This window comes from Candidatus Poseidoniia archaeon (genome assembly GCA_030748895.1).
Taxonomy (GTDB): Archaea; Thermoplasmatota; Poseidoniia; order MGIII; family CG-Epi1; genus UBA8886.
Map to the genome: position 1 here is coordinate 1 of JASMLC010000009.1, position 16,244 is coordinate 16,244.

18 protein-coding genes are annotated in these 16,244 nt (G+C 66.0%); 2 read left to right on the forward strand and 16 right to left on the reverse strand.

Going from position 1 to position 16,244, the window contains the following annotated elements; genetic code table 11:
• Positions 1–54 precede the first annotated feature (54 nt).
• Both QGG57_04785 and QGG57_04790 read left to right on the forward strand, forming a co-directional pair.
• Entirely contained in the window at positions 55–768 is a 714-nt protein-coding gene (locus tag QGG57_04785) for a hypothetical protein (GenBank protein MDP7007483.1), read from the forward strand.
• 3 nt (positions 769–771) lie between these two features.
• Complete coding sequence (locus tag QGG57_04790) at positions 772–1,194, forward strand: RDD family protein (protein MDP7007484.1); 423 nt, start codon at positions 772–774, stop codon at positions 1,192–1,194.
• On the opposite strand, the gene QGG57_04795 is transcribed toward QGG57_04790, so the two are convergent.
• From QGG57_04795 to corA, 16 genes are all read right to left on the reverse strand, one after another.
• The gene (locus QGG57_04795) at positions 1,191–1,967 is read right to left on the reverse strand and encodes a hypothetical protein (GenBank protein MDP7007485.1); all 777 of its coding nucleotides are present in this window, start codon (positions 1,965–1,967) and stop codon (positions 1,191–1,193) included. The two genes, QGG57_04790 and QGG57_04795, sit on opposite strands and share 4 nt — an antisense overlap.
• A gap of 4 nt (positions 1,968–1,971) precedes the next feature.
• The gene (locus QGG57_04800; protein ID MDP7007486.1) at positions 1,972–2,901 is read right to left on the reverse strand and encodes a deoxyhypusine synthase; all 930 of its coding nucleotides are present in this window, start codon (positions 2,899–2,901) and stop codon (positions 1,972–1,974) included.
• The gene (gene gyrA / locus QGG57_04805; protein ID MDP7007487.1) at positions 2,894–5,491 is read right to left on the reverse strand and encodes a DNA gyrase subunit A; all 2,598 of its coding nucleotides are present in this window, start codon (positions 5,489–5,491) and stop codon (positions 2,894–2,896) included. The genes QGG57_04800 and gyrA overlap by 8 nt, the downstream gene beginning before the upstream one ends.
• A gap of 126 nt (positions 5,492–5,617) precedes the next feature.
• The gene (locus tag QGG57_04810) at positions 5,618–6,127 is read right to left on the reverse strand and encodes a hypothetical protein (GenBank protein ID MDP7007488.1); all 510 of its coding nucleotides are present in this window, start codon (positions 6,125–6,127) and stop codon (positions 5,618–5,620) included.
• 33 nt (positions 6,128–6,160) lie between these two features.
• Complete coding sequence (locus tag QGG57_04815) at positions 6,161–6,838, reverse strand: translation initiation factor IF-6 (protein MDP7007489.1); 678 nt, start codon at positions 6,836–6,838, stop codon at positions 6,161–6,163.
• Positions 6,839–7,165, reverse strand: a complete 327-nt coding sequence (locus tag QGG57_04820) for a 50S ribosomal protein L31e (GenBank protein ID MDP7007490.1) — start codon at positions 7,163–7,165, stop codon at positions 6,839–6,841.
• On the reverse strand, positions 7,165–7,320 hold the full coding sequence (locus QGG57_04825; GenBank protein ID MDP7007491.1) for a 50S ribosomal protein L39e: 156 nt from the start codon (positions 7,318–7,320) through the stop codon (positions 7,165–7,167). The genes QGG57_04820 and QGG57_04825 overlap by 1 nt, the downstream gene beginning before the upstream one ends.
• Positions 7,313–7,654 (reverse strand): DNA-binding protein, encoded by a 342-nt coding sequence (locus QGG57_04830; GenBank protein ID MDP7007492.1) that lies wholly within the window; start codon positions 7,652–7,654, stop codon positions 7,313–7,315. Before QGG57_04830 ends, QGG57_04825 begins: the two co-directional genes overlap by 8 nt.
• Complete coding sequence (locus tag QGG57_04835) at positions 7,654–8,103, reverse strand: 30S ribosomal protein S19e (GenBank protein ID MDP7007493.1); 450 nt, start codon at positions 8,101–8,103, stop codon at positions 7,654–7,656. Before QGG57_04835 ends, QGG57_04830 begins: the two co-directional genes overlap by 1 nt.
• Positions 8,104–8,185: 82 nt before the next feature.
• The gene (locus QGG57_04840; protein ID MDP7007494.1) at positions 8,186–8,461 is read right to left on the reverse strand and encodes a hypothetical protein; all 276 of its coding nucleotides are present in this window, start codon (positions 8,459–8,461) and stop codon (positions 8,186–8,188) included.
• A 31-nt stretch (positions 8,462–8,492) separates the two neighbouring features.
• Positions 8,493–9,842, reverse strand: a complete 1,350-nt coding sequence (locus tag QGG57_04845; protein ID MDP7007495.1) for a hypothetical protein — start codon at positions 9,840–9,842, stop codon at positions 8,493–8,495.
• A 26-nt stretch (positions 9,843–9,868) separates the two neighbouring features.
• Entirely contained in the window at positions 9,869–10,609 is a 741-nt protein-coding gene (locus tag QGG57_04850; GenBank protein ID MDP7007496.1) for an HVO_0476 family zinc finger protein, read from the reverse strand.
• Positions 10,609–12,153 carry a bifunctional phosphoribosylaminoimidazolecarboxamide formyltransferase/IMP cyclohydrolase gene (purH, locus tag QGG57_04855; protein MDP7007497.1) on the reverse strand — a complete coding sequence of 515 codons (1,545 nt, stop codon included), beginning with the start codon at positions 12,151–12,153 and terminating at the stop codon, positions 10,609–10,611. The genes QGG57_04850 and purH overlap by 1 nt, the downstream gene beginning before the upstream one ends.
• A 34-nt stretch (positions 12,154–12,187) precedes the next feature.
• Positions 12,188–12,856 carry an RNA 2'-phosphotransferase gene (locus QGG57_04860; protein ID MDP7007498.1) on the reverse strand — a complete coding sequence of 223 codons (669 nt, stop codon included), beginning with the start codon at positions 12,854–12,856 and terminating at the stop codon, positions 12,188–12,190.
• Between the two features lie 31 nt (positions 12,857–12,887).
• The gene (locus QGG57_04865; protein ID MDP7007499.1) at positions 12,888–15,245 is read right to left on the reverse strand and encodes a DEAD/DEAH box helicase; all 2,358 of its coding nucleotides are present in this window, start codon (positions 15,243–15,245) and stop codon (positions 12,888–12,890) included.
• The gene (corA, locus tag QGG57_04870; GenBank protein ID MDP7007500.1) at positions 15,242–16,243 is read right to left on the reverse strand and encodes a magnesium/cobalt transporter CorA; all 1,002 of its coding nucleotides are present in this window, start codon (positions 16,241–16,243) and stop codon (positions 15,242–15,244) included. Before corA ends, QGG57_04865 begins: the two co-directional genes overlap by 4 nt.
• Position 16,244: the final 1 nt, after the last annotated feature.

Genomic DNA, 16,244 nt, shown 5'->3' on the forward strand with positions numbered 1-16,244 from the left:
GTGGGGCGGCGGCCGTTGAATTGGGCTTAAATATCGGTCGCCGCAGTCGACGGCATGGTCGGGCAGGGGACCGACAACCGCATTCGGGGCGCGACCGCCTTGCTCGTCGTGCTGGCGGTCGCGCTGCTGCTACCGCTCGCAGCGGCTGACGGCCCGACGTTCAAGTTCCTCCCGCGCGAGCGCGACTACCGCGGCATTGCCGTGGAAGAAGGCGTCTACCAGTATCACGCCCTGTCGGGCGGCGACGAGTACTGGGCCGAATTCACCTTCAGCATCAACGGCAGCGGCCGCGCCGACATCTTCCTGCTGCGTTACGACGTCTACTGGGGTGAACTGAGGGGTGACCTCGGCAACGCCAGCGAGGAATTCCAGCCCTACCGCGAATGGCTCGACGTCTCGACGCTCGCCATCAACATCACTTTCCCCAGCGATCAGGAAATGGTACTGGTCATCGACAACGCCGATGTACCGTGGAACGACACGGTCCCGAACGGCAGCCTCACCTACGACCTTTTCATCCTCGACTGGGAATTAGATTTGGCCGAACTGCTCTCCTGGATTGAGGATTTGGTGCAGCAGGGAATGCTCATCTGCGGCGGCATCTGCCTCGTGATAATCATCGCCATCGTCGCCATCGTCGTCGCCTCGCGACGCGGTCAGGGCGGCGGCGGCAGCGGGCCGCAGCTGGACATCGACGGCGACGACCGCGTCAGCGATACCGAATGGGCGGTCTACAAGTCGCGGCGCGACTCGGAAGAGCCGCGCTGACGAGTGCAATCCGCGACGTTCCTCCAGCGACTGCTCGCGTTCCTGGTCGATGCGACGCTGCTACTGCTGGCGCAAGCGCTGGTACTGTTCGTGGTGCTGCTGGTTTTCGGGCTGGATATTCCCGAAGCACACTTGCTGGCGATTGCCGAGGTGGCGGGGCTGGTGCTTGACTCGGGGCTGGCATGGCAGGAAGCCAGGAGTGGCGGTACGTTCGGCAAGCGGCTCCTGAAGATACGCGTCGTCCGGGCCGACGGCGGCAACGTGGGCTACCGTCAGGCGTTCATCCGAAACTTTGCCCGGCTGGGCTGGCAGGTCCCGACTTTCGGCCTGCTGTTCCTGCTCGCTGACACGCTCCTGCTGCTGGCCCAGCCGCGCCGGCAGCGCATCGGCGACCTGCTGGCCGAAACCAGAGTCGTGTGCGTTTAGTAGAAGACCGAGAGACAGGTGGGCGAGCCGTCGGCGGCGCGGATTTGCGACATCTCGAGCGGGTGCAGCTGGAAGCCGCGCTTCGCGAGCAGCGCATGCGTCGCCGGATAGCCATCCGGCAGCAGCAGCTTCTCGCCGAACGCGATGACGTTGCAGCCGTAGGCCTCGGCAGCGGGGACGCGCAGGACCTCGGCGCAGCGCTCGAGCTCCCCGTCGCGCAGCGCGTGGTCGGGCACCAGTAGCAATCCTTCCCCGGGCGACGTGCAGATAGATTTCAGGTGCAGCTGGTCGTCGGGAATCGCCACTTCGTGCACCGGTAGCGGCGCGACGAAATCGCGCAGCGCCTGCGCGCCGGCGCGGGTGGTGCGGGTCGAAATCCCGACAAGGTAGCAGTCGCCGACCCGCAGCACGTCGCCGCCGTCGAGCACGGCGGGTGGCTCCATCTCGACCAGTTCCAGCGCTGCACCCAGCGCCGCGGCGACCGGCGGCTGCTCGCCGCGGCGCGACGCCAGCCCGGAACGGGTCAGCAGCGCGCGGCCGTCATGGACCACCGCATGGTCCTCGACAAAGATGCAGTCTGGATATTCATCGTCGGCCGCCAGTTCGGTGACGGTAACGCCGAAGCCACGCAGCGCAGCGACGTACGCGGCGTGCTGCCGTCGCGCTTCCGCCACGTCGGTCGGGCCGCTGCCGAAATAGTGCGCAGTCGCCTGCTCGAAGGAGTCGGGAACCCCGCGGACGATAGCGCGCGCCATGCTTGGGGAGCGCGCCATGGCTTTAGTCTAGCGCCCCCGCCAGCAATGGCAGCAGCACTGTCGCGTCGCCCTCGACCGTGACGCGTCGCGCCTCTGGCTTCACCTTGCCCCACGAGACCGCTTCGCGGACGCGCGCGCCGGAGAGCGAGCCGTCCCACTCGGGGGCGGTGGTAATTTGCACGGCATAGTCGAGTCCGTCGCGGAACTGGTTCCACCAGATGACGTGGTGCTTCGAAATGCCGCCGCCAATCATCAGCGCGCCCGTGGCGGGCGCGTCGTGAACGATGTCTGAAAGCGCGTGCTCGTCCGCTAGCGTGTCGGGGGTGAAGTCGCGCTGCGACTGCCAGAACTGCCACAGTTGCGAACCGACCGCACCATCGCTGAAGCCGGGGACGAAGACCGGCACGCCGCGTGCCGCGCAGGCGGCCAGAAGCGACTCGCCCCCCCTCTCTTCCTGCGCCAGCCGCTCGCCCATTTCACGCCAGATTTCCCATGGTGTCCACCGTTTCTGTTTTTTATACAGGTCGTCGAGAAATGGTTGCATCCATTTCTCGATGGGAATTCCGTAAGAATCGTCAGGCACCAGCACGTTCCCGAGCCGGTTGACGCCGCGCTCACGGAGCGCGGCGTCGTCCAGCGCGAAATCGCCGTGGTAGTAGTCGGCGCGCGTGCGCGCGATGTCGTGGTCGAGCGTCCCGCAGGTGGTCACGACTACGTCTGCGAAGCCGTCGGCGACCAGCTGCCGCAGCACGCCGCGCGTCCCGGTCGCCATGATGTCGGCCGGGAAGCTCAGGAAGACGGTGCAATCGGCGTCGTGCATGCGGCGCATGATGCCGGCGGCAGTCGCCAGCTTGGCGGCGGTGAAGCCGCCTGTCGCGCCGAACCGCTCGAGCAGCTCCGCCAGCGTCGTTTCGGGGCTAGCGGTAAAGTCGCGGATCGGTTTTTCAGGCATCGATAATCAGCCCGCAGGTGCCGCAAATCAGCTTGTCGCCGTCCGGTTTCAGGCGGCCCGAGCGGCACTCGGGGCAGAGCCCGGACGGCACCTGCTCGTCCGCGGCGGCCGACTCCTCGTCGTCGCTCTCGACTTCGGTGTGCAGTGCCACCGCGACTACCTTTTCGCCCTTCTCGAGCGACATAACCTTGACGCCGCGGCCGATACGCTTGATTTCACGGATTGTCTCTATCTCGGTGCGGATGACCTTGCCGCTGCTGGTGGTTGCGAGCAGTTGTTGCGCGTCCCCTACTGGCAGGCAGGCGATGACATCCCCGCTCTTCGCGTCTGGCTTCAGGTTCAGGACGCCGCGTGCGCCGCGCTTCGTGAGCCGGTAGTTGGCGACGCTGGCGCGCTTGCCGTAGCCGAGTTCGGTAATTGTCAGGAGTGTTCCTTCATCGTCGACCAGCGCCATGCTGATGACCGAATCGCCCTCCTTGAGCCGGATGCCGATGACCCCCTGCCCTCCGCGGCCAACGACGCGGATTTCGCCTTCGCTGGCGCGGTTTGCCATCCCGTTGCGGGTGGCGAACATCACCTGGCTTGAGCCATCCGAGATGGCGACGTCAATCAGCTCGTCGCCCTCCTTGAGCGTGATGGCGCGGAAGCCCTGGTCGACCTTCCAGCCGCGCGCGATGCGCTGCGTGAATTCCTCGAGTCGCGTGCGCTTGACGATGCCGTTACGCGTCGCCAGCACCAGGTAGTGGCCTTCGGCCTCCAGATTGGCGACCGGCAGCATCCGCAGCACCTTCTCGTTCGATTCGTGCCGCTTCTCGTCCAGCTTCTCGAGCAGCTGTACCAGCGGAGTGCCCTTGGCGTAGCGCGAGACGTCGGGAACCTGCCACGCCTTCAGGAAGTACATCGAGCCGTCGCTGGTGAAGAACAGGACATGGTCGTGCGAGCCGAGCGAGTAGATTTCGACCGGCGTGTCACCCTCCTTGGCCTTGATGCCGATGCGCCCCTTGCCGCCACGCCGCTGCGCGCGGTACTCGTCCAGCTCGACGCGCTTGATGTAGCCCTCCTGCGTTCGCATTACGACTACCTGCGAGCGCGGTATCAAATCTTCAGTATCGATGTTGCCTTCCCAGTCGGAAATCTCGGTGCGCCGCTCGTCGCCGTATTTCTCCTTCAGCTCGAGCAGTTCGCCGCGGATGATTTCGCTCACCCGTTCGGTCCGCGCCAGCACGTCCTGCAGGTCGGTGATGGTCGCCTTGAGCTCCGCCAGTTCGTTGCGCCGGGCGTCGGCGTCCTGCCGCGAAAGCTGGTAGAGCCGCATCTCGGCAATCGCCTTCGCCTGCGGCTCGCTCAGGTTGAACTGCGTTTGCAGCCCCGCGACGACCGCGTCGCGCCCGTCAGCCTTGCGGATGAAATCGATAATCGCGTCGAGCTGCGAAATCGCGAGCAGCAGCCCCTCGACGATATGCGCCCGTTCCTGCGCTTTCCTGAGTCGGAAGCGGCTGCGCCGCTCGACCACTTCGCGCCGGTGCTCAAGGTAGACTGCGAGTAGCTGCGGCAGCGCCAGCCGCACCGGCTGCCCTTTCACCAGCGCTACGGCGTTTACGGCGAAGCTGCTCTCGAGCGCCGAGTGCTTGAAAAGCAGGTTCTCGACGATTTGCGGCGACGCATCCTGCTTCAGCTCGACCACGACGCGCATCCCGCGCCGGTCCGACTCGTCGCGCAGGTCGCGGATGCCGGCGACCTTCTTGTCGCGCACCAGCTTCGAGATTTCCTCGAGTAGCCGGTTCTTCTGTAGTCCGTAGGGAATTTCGCTGATAATCAGTCGCTGCTGCTTGCCCGCCTCTTCGTGGGCTACGCGACCGCGCAGCTTGATTTGCCCTTGCCCCTTCGAGAAAGCGTTGTAGATGCCCTGCCGCCCCATGATGGTTCCGCCGGTTGGGAAATCCGGTCCCGGTAGCACCTCCATGATGCGCGCCAGCGATACTCCGGGGTCGGCCAGTTGCAGTAGCAATGCCTCCACGACCTCCGCAAGGTTGTGCGGCGGCATGTTGGTCGCCATCCCGACCGCGATGCCGGCCGAGCCATTGACCAGCAGCCCCGGCAGGACTCCCGGCAGCACGGACGGCTCCTGTAGCGAACCGTCGTAGTTGTTGACAAAGTCGACCGTATCCTCGTCAATATCGCGCAATACGGTTTCCGCGATGGGCGCCAGCCGCGACTCGGTGTAGCGCATCGCTGCGGCGCGGTCGCCGTCGACCGAGCCGAAATTACCCTGCCCGTCAACCAGCGGGTAGCGCAACGAGAAATCCTGCGCCATGCGCACCATTGTGTCGTAGATGGCCTGGTCGCCGTGGGGATGGTATTTCCCCATCGTGTCGCCGACGATGCGCGCTGATTTCTTGTAGGGCGAGCGTGGCCCCGAGCCCATTTCGCGCATTGCGAAGAGCACCCGCCGGTGGACCGGCTTCAGCCCGTCCCGTGCATCGGGCAGGGCGCGGCCAACGATGACCGACATGGCGTATTCAAGGTACGACTTGCGCATCTCGGTCTCGATATTGCACTCCAGCACTGTACCGCTTTCAGTCTCTGCCAAAATAGCCTCTCCCGACGATGCCGGGGGGCCAGCGCAGGCCGGTTAAAAGGGGGACGGGCGGGCAGTGCTCCGCACTGCCCGCGCGCGTGCGAGCGAGGCCGTCCGGGATTTCGCCCTGAAAACGCTTCAGCCGGCGGCCGCAGCGCCTTCGTAGAGCACGGTGATGAACAGGTCGTAGCTGTTGGGTGCCGAGCCGAAGTTCGTCACCTCTGCCGTATAATCGCCGGTGCCGCAGGCGGCGAAGTCGCGGAAGGTCATGGTCACCTTCTCCTCGTCGCCCGGGTTGCCCGATGAGCCGCACTCCTGCCCTTCGGTGCCGTAAATCGCCAGGTCCAGGTCGCCCGTACCGTCGCCCTTAAGCTCGATGATTGCGCCGGTTGCGTACTGCTCGACGGGGAAGTCGTGGTTGTTGGTTGTCGCCGGCCCGCGATAAATGCCCCCGCCGGGAGCGTAGACGGTATCGGTGATGTGGTCCTCGAAGGGCGGCAGCACCGGCCAGCCGGCGAGTTCGCCGGCGTCGGGGACGTCGCCGGTCGGGCCGCCGTAGCTCAATTCGCCGTAGCCCATGCCGGTCAGCGTCAGCACCGCCACGCCCAGCGCTACGCGCTGCATCAGCCGGTCGAGCTCCGACGCCATCGGTGCGCGAATGCTCTCTGCATTATAAGTGTATCAGAAGAGTTGTAGCGCTTCTTCGAGTCGTCCCATCTCGATACCGGTGCTGGCGCGGCCGCAGACCGCCCCCGTCGCGGTGGCCACGACCCCGGCCCCGATGAGCGGCATCCCGAAGTTGGCGGTGCACTCCATGATTTCCACGCCGAGCCGCTGGCCGAGCGCCTGCCGCTCCTCGTCGGGGATTTCGGGATGGCAGACGCCGCCGTGCGGTGTAACACAGGCGAGCATCCCAACGTTCTCCATTTCGCCCAGCGTTTGCGGCCGCAGCTCGACCCCCAGCACCGCCCCGGCCGCTTCGCGTGCCGCCGGCGAGAGCCGCGGGCTGCAGACGCCGCCGGAGTTGCTGACAAGCAAGTTATTGCCGGCGGCGTTGGCGCGCTCCTCAAGCACACCGAATTTCAGTCCGTGCCTTTCAGCGGCGGCCGCGAGCGCATTGCGCTCGCGATCGGTCGCTAGGTTGGAGACCAGTAGCCCCTGCGAGTTCAGGGTTACGAGCGTCCCGAGCACGCGGCTACCGCCAACGGTCGCCTCGATGACCGGCGCGCCCAGCGCTTCCGAGATGGCTTCGCGGTCGTCGGCCGGGATGCCGGGCGGCAGTAGTGCCAGCGCATCAGAGACGGCGCAGAATACGCCGACGTAGGGGGAATTGAAAAGGTCCTGCCGTAGGAGCGTCATCTACTCGGCGAGATGCACGACGACGCTGCCGTCCTCGAACTTCAGCGCCCGTACCCGGATGCGTGACGGCGGCTTCTCGATACCGCGCGCCCAGATAGCCTCGTTGACCGGCGGGTCGATGAAGAGCGCCCGGTCCTCGGACTTGCCCTTGCGAGCTTCGGCGGCGGTGCGCACCGCGACGCCATCGCGCTCGGGCTTCATGTGCCGTACCAGAAAATCCTCGACTATACGCATCGCCACCGGCGCGCGGCGCGTGCGCGGCACGCGGTAGAGCTTGCGCAGCGGAATGGTGTAGATGCGCTCCAGCTGCAGCTCGTCGTCGGCCATTAGCGGTGGAGTCTCCCACGGCGCCAGAAGTGCCGCTTGGGATGCGAAGTGAAGCGGCGGTTGGTGCGCTGCATCACCCATGCGGGAACGCGTCGGTTGCGCTTCACCAGCTTGTTGAGCCGCAGCTTCTTTGCGTAGGGCTTGCGACTAGACATCGCGATACCCCCGGATTTCGACCGTCGTCTCGCGCTTGCGCGAAAACTGCGCCAGCATCTGCTGTAGTGTAGCGTCATCAATTGGTCCCGTCAGCTTCCCCTCGCTCGCCAGCTCCAGCAGCTGCTGCTCGACGGCGGCGGCGGTCCCGGGGCGGGCGACGCGCACCTGCGCCAGCCGCTCCTTCGCCTCGGCGCTCATCAGCTGTCGCAGTGCGCCCTGAACCTGTGCTTTGTGGGTGAGCTGCTCCTGCTCCCGCGCCAGTTGCTGTTCAGCCTGCGCCTGCATTTCCTGCAGCCGTCGCTGTCGCAGCTCCTCGAGTTCGCGGTCCTCCATCAGTAGCGCTCCAGCCGCTCGAAGGCGGCGTTAACCTCGGGGCGCAGCGCGTGTGCGGTGTTGTCAAGCAGCGACTGTCCGCGGGGCGCAACCCGGCGTCCCTTCGACGAGCGCTCGACCAGCTCCGCCGTCTCCAGCTGCTGCATCATCAGTCGCAGGACCTTGCGGCTGCCGGGGTGCGAGCGGTTGGGCTTGCTCCCGCGGTCAACTGGTCCCGAGTAGAGCCGCGCCAGCCGCTCGGTTCCGAGCGGGCCGCGCAAGTAGAGCTTGCGCAATACCGACGCCGCACGGTGATGCCACCAGTCCGGCTGCTCGGGCGCCTTCTCGCGGTGCGCCGCGGTCTTGGCGAAGGGCGCCCATTCGGGCGGCTGCAACGCCTTCTCGCCTTTCAGCGCCTGCGCCAGCTTGCTGACCAGCTTCTGTCCGGGGACGTCGTTGACGGTAGTCATCGGGAAGTGGGCGGCACCCAGCCTCCATTATAAGCCTTTTCAGACGAGAGCGTAGCTCTCGCAAACTTCGCCCGCCGAGCGCCTAGTCGGCGAAGACGTTCCAGCGGTTGAACAGGACGATGGCCAGCACGAAGGCGATAATCAGCAGTGTAATCAGCCCCAGCCCGATCGCCTGCGGCAGGTGCGGGAAGATGAAGAGCACGAAGAATCCCACAATCGCAGTCCACCCCAGCAGGTAAGCGAGATAGGCGTGCGGCGCCAGTTCGGGGTCGCGCGCCGCCTTGCCGGTCATGAACTTGCCGAGCGCACTGATGGTGCGCATGACCGACTGCTGCAGCTCCGTCGCGTCCGGACTCATGCGCCACCGATGCGCGCCGCGCTAATAACGCTCACTGTCCGCGCAGCGCCTCGAAGAATCCCTTTTTCAGGAGTTCGCGCCCGGTAAGGAAGTTGTAATTGGCAAGCAGCATCACGAACACCCCACTCAGCAGCACGATGAAGTGTGACACGAAGCCGATTGACCGCGGGTCGTCCACCAGAGGCCGGTCACCAGCGGTCAGGAAGAAATTGCTCGCGCCGTAGGCAATCGTGAAAGAAATGGCGATGAAGATTACGTTATGCCGGTTAATCATCCCCTCAGCCTCGCCAATGTAGTGGGACGTCTGGCTCAGGTGGCTGCGGCGTGACTCGGTCCGCAGGACCTGTACTGAAAGCGAGTAAATCGCGACGACGATTGTAACGAACATGAACACGAGGTCCAGGACGAAGCTAGGCTCTTGCGAACTCGAGTAGAGCAGCACCCCTGCATGGTAAGCGAGAAAGCCCCAGTAACCCACCGCGAACCACCCAGCGAAGGTATTCGCTTCGGCATCGCTGACATCACGCTGCAACCTCCGCAGGAAAAACAGGGTCAGGAGAGTCAGTGAAATCATCATTGCAAACCAGAAAAACTGGAACAGGATGTTGAAATCCTCCGCGAAAGGCTCATAGTTTCTGGCCATGAGATAGAATACCATGTAGCCAGCCAGCATCCAGAAAATCGGGGCGGCATAGACCAGCATTCCGCCTCGTCCCACATCACCATCTTTTCGTTCAACACGGCGCAACGCGTATTCCCGGAACGGCACGCGCATCCACCATGCCTGTGCAAACTGCCAGATGATGAAAATGATAATCAGCCCGAAGCGAAGCCCATTCCGGAGGTTATCGCCGTAGTCTGCATTGCCGATAATTGACCATAGAATTCCTGCAATGAGGATTGATAGTAGCACCGGTAGTAACAGGCTGGTGGGATGGTCACTGCGGGTCAGTTCCCTGACTCCTCCAAAGTGTGTCAGGATGCCAGTAAGCAGGTAACCGCCGGAAGCACCATAACCGAGCAGGAGCAGCAGGTCAACAGCCCAGTCACCGCTGGACAGGCTGAGGACGAAGAAGACACCCAGCAATGCGACCAGCAGGAAAAAATGCAGTTTGGTCTTGCGCGAAAACAGGATTGAAATCAGTTCAGTTTTGTTAATGCGATTCTGGGTGGAGACAGGTTCATCTTCGGTTTCGTCAGTTTCCTCAACATTCCCACCGAAATCAAAGTCTGCGATGGGCGCTTCGCCGCCGTCATCCTCCCCGGCTTCCGCCTCGCCGCCGTCGGTCTCCGTCTCCGCTTCCGTCGCCTCCGGCTCCTCGTCCTCGCCCGCCAGGATGCGGTCGATTTCGAGCAGCACGTCTTCGTCTTCGCCAGCCATGCGTCCCCGCACGGCCGCTCGCCGGATTAACCCTTGCGGTTCCTGCGACCTTCGCGCCGGACGTGGTCCCCGCCCCGCGCCAGCCGCCGACGCGCCTCGTTGCTGCGTTCAGCGTTGGTGCGCGGACGCCGCTGGCTCTCGCCGCGGCGTCCGCCCTTGCCGCGTCGCTCTTGCTTCCAGTGGCAGGTGACGCGCTTCAGGTCCCACGCGGCCGCCTTCGTGACGCGGCGGCCGCCGCGCAGGAGCAAAGCTTCGATGACCGCGGCGCGGCCGTCGAGTTGCAGCACCATCTCGACCGCGAGTTCGGTTTCGGGCGGCAGCTCCTGCTTCAGCGAGAGCGTCTCGTGGCCGGTATGCACCGCGAAGCGCACGCGCACCGTCGTGACCAGCCGCGCCCAGACTATCGGCTGTTCGCTGGCCTCCGCCTGCTCGACACGCCGCGTGCTGGCGGTCCCCCGGCGGGCGCCCAGCTCCAGAGCGGTAATTTCCAGCGGGCCGCGGGCGTGCGACAGCAGTTCGCCGACCTGTAGCCGGTCGCCCGGCTCGGCCAGCAGCTTCTCGCGCACCGTCTCGCCGCCTTCGGAGAGCCGCAGCTCCAGCTCGAGCGGTGGCGACTCCCGGATTTCGGCGTGGCGCGTCGCGCCACATTCAGCGCACCGCACGGTGCCCTGAAAGTGGAAGCCGCGCTTCTGCGAGGTCTGTGCCTTCAGCACGTCGTGTAGCGTCGGCTCGCCGCAGCCTTCGCATTCGAGCTCGAGTTGCTGCATCAGTGGCGGAAGTGGCGCATGCCGGTCAGCACCAGCGCCACCTCCTGCTCGTTGGCCGCCGCGATGACTTCGTCGTCGCGAATCGAGCCGCCCGGCTGGATAACTGCCGTGACACCGGCCGCCGCGGCAAGCTCGATACCGTCACGGAAAGGGAAGAAGGCGTCCGACGCCATCACGCTACCGCGCGCTGCGTCGCCTGCCTTCTCGATGGCGATGCGCACCGAATCGACGCGCGACATCTGGCCGGCGCCGACGCCGGTGGTGCGGCTGCTGCTCGCCAGAACGATGGCGTTGCTGCGAACATATTTCACGACGCGCCAGCCGAAACGCAGCGCTTTCCACTCGGCGTCGGTTGGTTCGCGGTCGCTGGCGACCTTTATATTTGCATCGTCGAGAGTTTTCGCGTCGCCTTCCTGCAGCAGCCAGCCGCCGGCGACCGACCGCAGCTGCGGCGCGGGGTGGTAATCATCCAGCGCGCCGGTCGCGAGCAGCCGCAGGTTCGGCTTCGCCCCCAGCACTTCGCGCGCCGCGTCGCTGAACGATGGCGCGATGACGCATTCCTTGAACGCGGCGGCGATGGCGGCCGCGGTTTCCGCGTCGACTTCGCGGTTCAGCCCGATGACGCCGCCGAAGGCCGAGACAGGGTCGCCCGCCAGCGCCGATTCGTAGGCGGCCGCCAGTTCCGGCGCGGTCGCGGCGCCGCACGGGTTGCCATGCTTGACGACCGCGGCCGCCGGTTCCGGGAAGTCGGCGGCAATCGCAAGCGCCGCGTCAAGGTCGAGCAGGTTGTTGTAGCTCAACTCCTTTCCCTGTAGCTGCTCCGCGCTCCCGAGCCCCGGCCCCGCCGCCAGCGGGTCGGCGTAGAACGCCGCTTGCTGGTGGGGATTCTCGCCGTAGCGCGGCCGTAGCGCCAGCTCGCCAGAAACGTGCAGCGACTCTGGTAGCGGCTGCGCCGCATCGCCAAAGCGGTCGCCGAGCGTGCGCTGGATGAGCGCGTCGTAGCTGGCGGTGTGGCGGAACGCCTTCAGTGCTAGCGCCTGCCGTTCCGCCGCGGAGAGCGCGTCGCCCACCAGCGCTCCGGCCACGCGCTCGTAGTCGGCCGGATCGACCAGCACTACGACGCGCGCGTGGTTCTTCGCGGCAGCGCGAATCAGCGACGGGCCGCCGATGTCGATTTGCTCAACCAGCTCCGGCAGCGGCGCGTCACGACGCGCCGCTGCCGCGAAGGGATAGAGATTGACGGCGACGACGCCGAAGAGTGGCATGTCGTGCTCCGCCGCCTCGGCGAAGTCCTGCTCGCGCGCCAGGATGCCGCCGAAGATGCGCGGGTGGAGCGTCTTGACGCGGCCGCCCATCATTTCGGGGAAGCCGGTGATTTCGGAAACGGGTGTCACCGCCAGCCCCGCATCGCGTAGCGCAGCGGCGGTGCCGCCGCTGGCGACCAGTTCCCACTCCGCTTCCGTGAGCGCACCGGCGAACTCGACCAGCCCGGTCTTGTCGCTGACGCTCAACAGCGCGCGGCGCGGTGTTTTATCGCTACTCATCGGAGGGGGCCTCGCGTCGCAAGTCGCGTCCGGTTTAAGCGCTGTCGGGGAGCTTGCGCAGGCAGCTTGCCAGCACTTCGCTGGTGACGTAGACCGTCGTGCCCGCCTTCATGATTGGCTTTCCAGCTTCCTCGGCAGCGCGCACGTCGACCAGCAATACGACGGGCTTGCCGATGATGTGGCGGCCTGCCTCGAGCGCGTTGAGTCGCGTTCCCGAAAGGTGGACCATCTGCCGGTCGAGCGGGTAGAGTCCCTGCTCGAGATATTCCTCGGAATCCTCCTGCGAACAGGCGAAGTAGAGGTGCTCGGGCACGCCGTCGGTCGGCAGGTCCAGATCCAGCTCGATTGAGTGCGCGTAAGTGGCGCGCAGCCGTCCGCTCTCGAGCTGGTACCGGCCTTTGGGGTCGGTCTCGACGACCGCCCGCAGGTGGTCCATCGTGAGCGAGCCCAGATTCTGTCGCTTGAATTTCACCGACGTGATGAATTCTTCCGCGCTAACCCACCCCTGCTGGTCCATATCCAGCTCGAAGCGGTCGGGGAAGTGGCGCAGCACGCCCGCCATGATGCGGCCGAACTGGTCGAGGTTACGAGGCGACAGTACGAGTTCGCCCGCTTCGCTGCAATACTGGCATTTTTCGCCGCGATAATAGCCGTGCTGATTCTTGGTGCACTCCTTGAGTGGCTCGTCCGGTTGCCGTCGCATGGCGGCGCCACGAGAGGGGGTGATTAAGCGGTTACGGCTCCCACTCGCGCTCGATGGCGTCGCGGATGGCGGTTGCCCTGAGCGCGCCGATGCCCTCCACCGCGCGCAGCGCCGCGGCATCTGCGGTGAAGACCGCCGCCACCGAGCGGAAGTGGTGCAGCAGCCGCTGCGCCAGCACCGCGCTCACGCCCGGCAGTCCTTCCAGAATGTGCCGCTGCTGCTCCTCGGGCGAGAGCTCCCCGGCGGCAGGCCGCAGCTGCGCCGGCCCCGGTTCGCGGCGCGACCGCTCGAGCAGCGCCATCAGCAGTTCGGCTGTCTCGGCGGTATCGGCCGACGGCAGGATGGGAACGCCGAAATCGCCGGTGATGGCGGCGAGCGCGCCGCGAATCGCCTTCGGCTCGACGCGGCGCGCGGTGTACAGATCGTCGCCCTCGAGAATCAGCAGCGGCCGGCGAAACTGCTGCTTCAAGGCCTTGATTTGCCGGAAGAGCGAGCCGTCGAGCATCGAGCCGACGAAGTCCGCGCCGGTCTTGCGCTCGACCCCGACGCGGCCGTCAATCAGGTAGTCGCCGACCGGCAGCTGTGTCGGCGCGACCGTGATCCCGCGCTGCGCAAGCTCGCGCGCGACTCCCGACGGGAACTCGCGGTGGTCCACTTGCAGCCGCACTTCCTCCGCTGGCGGCGCAGCAGCCGGCGCATCGCCTGCTGCGCCTGCTCCCTTCGGTCGCAGGCTTCGCAACGCAGCATTTCTGGCTCGCTTCTGCTCGCCAGCGGCTGCTTGCGGATTCCCCCGCGGCGCTTCCCCCAGCCGCGTCTGCCCGCGCGCGACCGAAGGCTGGTCCCTGCCAGGCGACCCGCCGCCGAGCTCCGCGCGCGACGGCAGCTCGATTTCCATGCGGCCGCCGCCGAAGAGCGACTGCATTTGCATTTCCTTGCTGCGGCTGCTCCAGTAGGCCGCCTCGTCGCGGGTGTCGGCGGTAATCAGCACAAACACCTTGCCGGGCCGGTCGCGACCGGTGCGCCCGCGACGCTGGATGAGCCGGATGGCCGACGGCACCGGCTCGTAGAAAATGACTGCCTCGGTGGCGGGAATGTCGAGCCCCTCCTCGCCGACCGACGTCGCGACCAGCACGTTGTAATCGCCAGCGCGGAACTGCTCGAGCGTCGCCTTCTGGACTTTCTGCGTCATCCCCGGGTCGCCTTCGCGAGAGCCCTGCCCGACGAAGCGCACCGGCCGCGCCGCCGGCAGCTTCGCGAGCCGTTCGACCATCAGGCTGGCGGTGTTGCGAATCTCCGCGAAGACGATGATGCGCTCCGCGCCCGCCGCCAGCTCCTGCGCGACCAGTTCGTCGAGCCGCTCCAGCTTGGGATGCTCATCGCTGCTGCGGGCGGCGTCGATGACCGCCTGCTTCCACTCGGGCTTCTGCAGCAGCCACTTCGTGGCGCGGCTCTTCGAGCTCTTGCGCATCCGTGCCGCGTAGTCCAGAAATTGCGTCGGCCCCTGCGTCTCGACCGTCAGCAGCGCGTGCGCTACCTTGAGCGCCATCGCCTGCACCGAGAGCAGGTTGTAGACTTGCCGCGGCACCTCCCGGCCGGCCGCGCGCAGCCGCACCTGTAGCTTGCGCCCCGCTTCGAGCAGCATCGTCGTCGAAACCTTGCGCGGCCGCTTCAGCAGCCCCGCCTGATGCAGCTGCCCGCAGAGCCGGTCCTGCAGCTTCTGCAAGTCCTTGCGAATCCGCGCCGCGGAAGCCGGCAGTGGCACCTTCACCCAGCGCGTCTGGACCGGCTGGATGTAGGGTGCGACGTCGGGGTCCCCGTCGTCGCGCTTCTCGATGGCGGTGATGCGCAGGTTGCTGCACACCTCGACCACCGCGGCGCGGGTCGAGCCGGGTGACGCGGTCATCCCCAGCACCAGCGGCTGCCGCGCCGTCTCGTCGTAGTGCTCGGCGATGAAGACGTAGGCGTAATTGCCGACAGCACGGTGCGCCTCGTCGAAGACCACCAGCGCGAAGTCAGCCAGCTTCACCGCGCCGCGAATCAGGTCCTTCTCGACCACCTGCGGCGTCGCCACTACCACCTGCGCAGCCTGCCAGAGCGGCTCGCGCTTTGCTGGCGAAACCGAGCCGGTCAGAAGCTCGACGCGCACCTCCAGGCTGCTCGCCAGGAAGTCGGCATGCTGCTCAGCCAGCGGGCGTGTGGGTGCCATCATCAGCACCCGCCCTCGCTCGAGCCGCTCGAGCATCACCTGCAGCGCAATCACCGTCTTGCCGAGCCCGGTCGGCAGCACTGCCAGGGTTGATTCGCGCAGGCAGGCGGCGGCGACGTTGCGCTGGTAGGCGCGCTCCTCCAGCGGCGGCCCGTACAGCAGCGGGTGGGCCAGTGACTTCATGCCTGGCGGCCGAGCCAGCCCCGACGCCAGAAGTAGTAGAGCATGCTACCCGCGAAAGCGCCCATCAGCACCAGGATGAGCCAGAATCCGTTGCCCTGCGCCAGCGGTAGCTGGTCGGTATTCATCCCGAAGATGCCGGCAATCAGCGTCAGTGGCAGCATGATAGTGGCGATAATCGTCAGCGTGGTCATCACCTCGGTCAGCTGCGCGTTTGACTCGCCGAGCCGCATCGAGACCTGCGACAGGTAGGCGTCGCGGGTCGACGAAACCCCGGCCGAGTAGTTCTCGACGCGGTTCACCAGCCCGTGAATCACGTCGGCCAGGTCGCGGAAGTATAGATAATTGGGCTCGGAAATGAACTCCTCGTCGGGCCGCAGCAGCCGCGCGACGGTCTCCTGCAGCGGCGTCACCGATTTGGACATTTCGCGCAGGTCCTGCTTCATTTCGTGCAGCGCCTCGAGCAGCCCGGGATACTCGGTCGCCGGGTCGAAGACGCGGTCCTCAAGGTCGTCGAGCCGCTGGCTGTAGCCCTCCAGCACGTGCAGCCAGTCGTCGGCCACCGCGTCGAGCAGCTCGTAGAGCAGGAACTCGGGGCCGCGTTGCAGCCGCCGCATGCGCCGGTGCGAGCGGTAGCGCTCGCGGAAGCGATTCATCGCCGGCAGCGCCGTATGGCGCACTGTCACCAGCAGGCTATCGGCCAGGAACGCCAGCAGGTATTCGGTGTCGAGCTCCGAGTCGGCGTCGCGGGCGCGCAGCACGACGAAGCGATGGTCTTCGTAATGCTCGGCGCGGTCGACCGGGTCGGCGAAGCAGTCCTCGACTGCCAGTGGGTGGAATCCCATCGTCTCGAGCAGGAATTCCTTCGCGTCATCGCCGGGTTGCAGGATGTCGAGCCAGCCGCTCTGCACTCCCTCAAGCTCGGCCGCCAGTTCGTCGAGCGGGAGCGTCTGCTCGCCAGCCTTGCCGCTGGCCGCTGTCAGGAGCCGGATGGTTGACACA

Bases quoted from the DNA above. Each gene is read 5' to 3' on its own strand.
- QGG57_04785 (MDP7007483.1), top strand. From the start codon at position 55: ATGGTCGGGCAGGGGACCGACAACCGCATTCGGGGCGCGACCGCCTTG.
- QGG57_04795 (MDP7007485.1), bottom strand. From the start codon at position 1,967: ATGGCGCGCTCCCCAAGCATGGCGCGCGCTATCGTCCGCGGGGTTCCC.
- QGG57_04800 (MDP7007486.1), bottom strand. From the start codon at position 2,901: ATGCCTGAAAAACCGATCCGCGACTTTACCGCTAGCCCCGAAACGACG.
- QGG57_04810 (MDP7007488.1), bottom strand. From the start codon at position 6,127: ATGGCGTCGGAGCTCGACCGGCTGATGCAGCGCGTAGCGCTGGGCGTG.
- QGG57_04815 (MDP7007489.1), bottom strand. From the start codon at position 6,838: ATGACGCTCCTACGGCAGGACCTTTTCAATTCCCCCTACGTCGGCGTA.
- QGG57_04820 (MDP7007490.1), bottom strand. From the start codon at position 7,165: ATGGCCGACGACGAGCTGCAGCTGGAGCGCATCTACACCATTCCGCTG.
- QGG57_04825 (MDP7007491.1), bottom strand. From the start codon at position 7,320: ATGTCTAGTCGCAAGCCCTACGCAAAGAAGCTGCGGCTCAACAAGCTG.
- QGG57_04830 (MDP7007492.1), bottom strand. From the start codon at position 7,654: ATGGAGGACCGCGAACTCGAGGAGCTGCGACAGCGACGGCTGCAGGAA.
- QGG57_04835 (MDP7007493.1), bottom strand. From the start codon at position 8,103: ATGACTACCGTCAACGACGTCCCCGGACAGAAGCTGGTCAGCAAGCTG.
- QGG57_04840 (MDP7007494.1), bottom strand. From the start codon at position 8,461: ATGAGTCCGGACGCGACGGAGCTGCAGCAGTCGGTCATGCGCACCATC.
- QGG57_04845 (MDP7007495.1), bottom strand. From the start codon at position 9,842: ATGGCTGGCGAAGACGAAGACGTGCTGCTCGAAATCGACCGCATCCTG.
- QGG57_04850 (MDP7007496.1), bottom strand. From the start codon at position 10,609: ATGCAGCAACTCGAGCTCGAATGCGAAGGCTGCGGCGAGCCGACGCTA.
- purH (MDP7007497.1), bottom strand. From the start codon at position 12,153: ATGAGTAGCGATAAAACACCGCGCCGCGCGCTGTTGAGCGTCAGCGAC.
- QGG57_04860 (MDP7007498.1), bottom strand. From the start codon at position 12,856: ATGCGACGGCAACCGGACGAGCCACTCAAGGAGTGCACCAAGAATCAG.
- QGG57_04865 (MDP7007499.1), bottom strand. From the start codon at position 15,245: ATGAAGTCACTGGCCCACCCGCTGCTGTACGGGCCGCCGCTGGAGGAG.